Consider the following 5,155-nt stretch of genomic DNA (forward strand, 5'->3'; position numbering starts at 1 on the left):
AACTCAACGGCGTCGACCCGTACGCCTACCTCACCGACGTCATCACCCGCATCGTCGCCGGCCATCCGCAAAGCCAACTCGACGACCTGCTGCCCTGGGCCTACGCCCCCGCACCACTCAAGGCCGTGGCCTGAGAACAGCGGTTACGCCGAATGCCGGAACTCGGTCGGATGACCGCCGGCGAGGCCGCCGCCATGACAGGCCTTGCTCCGACGCCACACTACCGTGGAACAATGCACGGCAAGAGAAGGATCTCGGTGGACGGCGGGCGTTGCGTCATGTGCTGTTCCAGGCCTCACTCGCCGCAGCATGTCACAATCAGGCGCTGAAACCCCTCGCCAAGCGTCTCAAAGAACTTGCAAGCCCCACAAGCTCATCATAAATCGCAATCGCGCGCAGGCTCGTAGCAATCGCAACGCAGTGCTGAAAACCGTCACTCCATGGCGATCAAATCCAATCACCTAGACACAGGTTGCTAGCCCACCAATTGTCGTTTCGGCAGGGCGAGAAAATCCTGCTGGCGGCAGCGGGTTCGGGTCCCAGCGGCGACGCCCTCGTGATTGGAATTTAGCCAAGCGGACGCCACGCGCAGCTGACATCGAGGGACGCGTGAGAATCGGATGGCCGGTCGGATGTGCTTGCCATAGCAGCGCCCTGCCCGTTCAACCAGGTTTCTGCCGGTCACACATCCGATCACCGCGAAAGCTAGCCGCCCACCTCACGATGAGAAGCAGTATTTGTCTCTCAATCTTCGATCTATCGGGTCTTGACGGCGAAGCGCGCGGGCACATGCACCACCCTCGAGGCGCGTTGTCGTGATCAGGTTGTCGACAGCTTTCCCATTTAACAAAACAGACTGGGTTGGTCGCACTGGACGAACATCGGCTGCCGATGCTCACGGTGCATGCCTGCCGAGGGCTGTTAAAAGGGTAGTTTGTTCCTGATTTCCGGCACGTCAAATCCAGCCCAGCCTCGAAGGCCTATTTTTTGAAGGGAGGGACGGATGGATTTCGCCTCGACGAATTGGGAGCAGGTAAAGTCGGACAGCGCGGGCCGGCAAGCGAGTTCACCCGCGGTGCCGTCCGCAGATGCGGCGACCTTTGAGCGGCAGCTGAGCGAGATCGCCAATTTAGGTGGAGGTGGAGGTGGTGGAGCAATGCCGGCGGCCTCGACGTTGCAGCCGGTCCAGTCAGCTGGGGTTTTGATAGGGCACAGCAAGGAGCCTCTCTATTCCGAGGATGCTCGCCTTATTTCGGTGCTTGAGAAGGGCCTCCGCCACGGCAATGCCGCCAACCACACCGCCAACGGCTATGTATACTCTCTTCGCAGCTTCAGCCGCCGGCTCTTCGCAAATAAAAAAGATACGATTGCTGCGCGGCTCGACGACCAGTCGCTGACCGATGATGCCCGCGAAGCCGTCGAAAAGGGTCATAATAGACGACTCCTCTCGGCAATAGACCATCTCCGGACCTTCCAGTCGACGGGCGGAATCGTGCCGATCAAAGGTTGCGGTAATCTAAATCCTCACCCCCAGGACGGGGTCCTCATCGAAGAGTACAAAAACCAAGCAGTGACACCGACCCGCAAGGTGTATGCAGCTGTTCTTCGCAATTTTAGTGACTACCTGCGTGAGAACAACAAGCCGGGCATTGCTGGTCGGCTTTCCGGCATGTCGTTGGACGGCGATGTCAGGAGCTATAGGAAGGACGGCGGTGATCGGAATATCGGTCCCGCACTGGCTGATCTGCGAAAATCGCAGGCAGGCGCTAAAGTGATGGAAATCGAGCGCCAATTTCCCCTCGTTCCCGCTGCCGAAAACGCGGTCCGGATGGAGCCGATGCCCGTCGGCAGCGCCGCTGCGCAGCACAGCGCGTCGCAGGCCGCGAGCAGATGGCCAGATGAGCTGCCTCCCGTAGAAAGCTACGATCAGGATTTGCTTTGGGAGATGATGGACAGACCCGGCCCGTCGTCGTCTCTCGAGCCAGCCGCACGCCATGACCAGTCATCGGATCCCCGAGAGTCCATTCGTCACTTAAACTGGGGCTACGACCACCAGCAGTTCCCGGACGAGCCGATGGGTGGATTTGCCAGCAGCAACCTTTTGCCAAGCGGGGAAGTCGTCATCAACGATGAGCGTGTCGCCAATTCAGGTGGAGGTAGTGGAGGAATGCCGGCCTCCTCGGCGCTGCAGCCGCCTCAGTCAGCTGGAGTTTCGAAAGGGAACAGGAAGCAGCCTCTTTATTTCGAGGACGCTCGCCTCATCTCGGAACTTGCCCTCAGCAAGGGCAACGCCAACGCCTATGTATCTTCTCTTCGCAGGTTCGGGCGCTGGCTCTTCGCAAATAACAAAGATCCGATTGCTGCCCGCCTCGACGACCAGTCGCTGACCGATGATGCCCGCGAGGCCATCGATAAGGGTCATCACAAACGACTCCTTCCGGCGATGGACCATCTCCGGACCTTGTCGATGGGCGGAGTCGTGCCGATCGAAGGTCGCCCTGAGCTAAATCCTCACCCCCAGGATCGGGCTCTCATCAAAGAGTACAAAAACGGAGCAGGGACATCGACCGGCAGCCGGTACGCAGCTCTTCTTCGCAGTTTCAGTGACTACCTGCGTGAGAACAACAAGCCGGCCATTGCTGCTCGGCTTTCCGGCACGTCATTGGACGGCGACGTGAAGAGCTATAGGAAAGACGCCGCGGGTGATCGGAATATCGGTGCCGCACTGGCTGATCTGCGAAAATCGCAGGCAGGTGTTAAAGCGATGGAGCTCGAGCGCCATATTCTCCCCGTTCCTGATTCCGAAAACGCGGTCCGGATGGAGCCGAAGCCCGTCAGCGCCGCCGCTGCGCAGCAGGAAGCGGACAGGTGGCCAGAGGAGCTGCCTCCTGTGGAAGGCTATGATCAGGATTTGCTTTGGGAGATGATGGACAAACCCGGCCCGTCGTCATCTCAGCCAGCCGCGCGCCGGTTCTCCGACAACCCGATCGGTGCATTTGCCAGCAGCAACCTCCTGCCAGGCGAGGAGGTCCTCATCAACGATGAGCGTGACACAGCTGGGTTGCGGCCAGCGAAGAGGCCGAGGCCCCTGGACAATCTACCCGGTCTTGCCATTGAGCGGCAGCTGAGCGAGATCGCCAATTCAGGTGGAGCAATACCGGCGACCTCGACACTGCGGCCGGCTCAGTCAGCTGGAGTTCGGATAGGGCGGCGCAGGCAGCGTCTTTATTCCGAGGACGCTCACCTTATTTCGGGACTTGAGAAGGCACTTCTCGGGGGCAATGCCATCAATGCCACTGCTTCCGCCTATGTATCTTCTCTTCGCGGCTTCGGCCGCTGGCTCTTCGCAAATAACAAAGATCCGATTGCTGCCCGGCTCAACGAGCAATCGCTGACCGATGATATGCGCGAGGCCATCGAAACGGGTTATAACGTGAGACTCCGTCCGGCAATGGACCATCTCCGGATCTTCCAGTCGACAGGCAACGTGCCGATCGCAAGCCGCGCTGAGCTAAATCCTCACCCTCAGGACGTGGCTCTCATCAAAGAGTACAAAAACGAAGCAGCGCCAGGGACCGGCAGCAAGTATGCAGCTGTTCTTCGCAGTTTCAGTGACTACCTGCGTGAGAACAACAAGCCGGGCATTGCTGCTCGGCTTTCCGGCACGTCGTTGGACGGCGATTTAGAGCGCTATAGGAAAGACGCCGCGGGTGATCGGAATATCGGTGCCGCACTGGCTGATCTGCGAAAATCGCAGGCAGGCGCTAAAGCGATGGGGCTCGAGCGCCATATCCTCCCCGTTCCTGCTCCCGCAAAAGCGGTCCGGATGGAGCCGATGCCCGTCGGCCGCGCCGCTGCGCAGCACAGCGTGTCGCAGGGTGCGGGCAGGTGGCCAGCGGAGCTGCCTCCTGTGGAAGGCTACGATCAGGATTTGCTTTGGGAGATGATGGACGAACCCGGCCCGTCGTCATCTCTCCAGCCGGCCAAGCGCCTTCAGTCAACTGGAGTTTTGATAGGGCGAAGCAAGCAGCCTCTTTATTCCGAGGACGCTGGCCTCATTTCGGGGCTTGAGAAGGCCCTCTTCGAGGGCAATGCCGCCGATGGCACTGCCGACGCCTATGTATCTTCTCTTCGCAGCTTCGGGCGCTGGCTCTTCGCAAAGAACAAAGATCCGATTGCTGCTCGGCTCGACGACCGGTCGCTGACCGATGATGTGCGCGAGGCCATCGAAACGGGTCATAATGGGAGACTCCGTCCGGCAATGGACCATCTCCGGAACTTCCAATCGACGGGCGGAGTGGTGCCGATCACAGGCCGCCCTGAGCTAAATCCTCACCCCCAGGACGTGGCTCTCATCAAAGAATACAAAAACGAAGCAGCGACAGGGACCCGCAGCCGGTATGCAGTTCTTCTTCGCAGTTTCAGTGACTACCTGCGTGAGAGCAACAAGCCGGGCATTGCTGCTCGGCTTTCCGGCACATCATTGGACGGCGATGTCGAGCGCTATAGGAAGGACGCCGGGGGCAATCGGAATGTCGGTGCCGCACTGGCTGATCTGCGAAAATCGCAGGCAGGCGCTAAAGCGATGGAGCTCGAGCGCCATAACCTCCCCGTTCCTGATCCCGCAAAAGCGATCCGGATGGAGCCGATGCCCGTCAGCGGCGCCGCTGTCCAGCACAGTGTGTCGCAGGAAGCGGACAGATGGCCAGATGAGCTGCCTCCCGTAGAAGGCTACGATCAGAATTTGCTTTGGGAGATGATGGACAAACCCGGCCCGTCGTTATCTCTCGAGCCAGCCCCGCGCCATGACCAGTCATCGGATCCCCGAGAGTCCGTTCGTCACTTGAACTGGGGCCACGACCCCCAGCAGTTCCCCGACAAGCCGATGGGTGTATTTGCCAGCAGCAACCTCCCGCCAAGCGAGGAGGTCCTCATCAACAATGAGCGTGACACAGCTGGGTTGCGGCCAGCGAAGAGGCCGAGGACCCTGGACAATCCAGACGGCCTTGAGCGGCAGCTGAGCGAGATCGCCAATTCAGGCGGTCGCCTGATGTCGTCGGCGGACCCCATCCATCAACTGGGTGCATTGCCATCGCAGGCGCAGGACATCGTCCAGGCCGGACGGCAAGAACCTGCCCGGTTCGCCTCAACCGGG

1 protein-coding gene and 1 pseudogene are annotated in these 5,155 nt (G+C 60.0%); both read left to right on the plus strand.

Going from position 1 to position 5,155, the window contains the following annotated elements; translation table 11 throughout:
- Window positions 1–134 (plus strand): transposase domain-containing protein (locus AC04SF_RS37180; RefSeq protein WP_488480748.1); only part of this gene is annotated, 134 nt, incomplete at its 5' end.
- Between the two features lie 869 nt (window positions 135–1,003).
- Window positions 1,004–5,155 (plus strand): annotated as a pseudogene (locus AC04SF_RS37185) (hypothetical protein); the annotation flags it as partial.

The organism is Mesorhizobium sp. CNPSo 4671 (genome assembly GCF_057784245.1).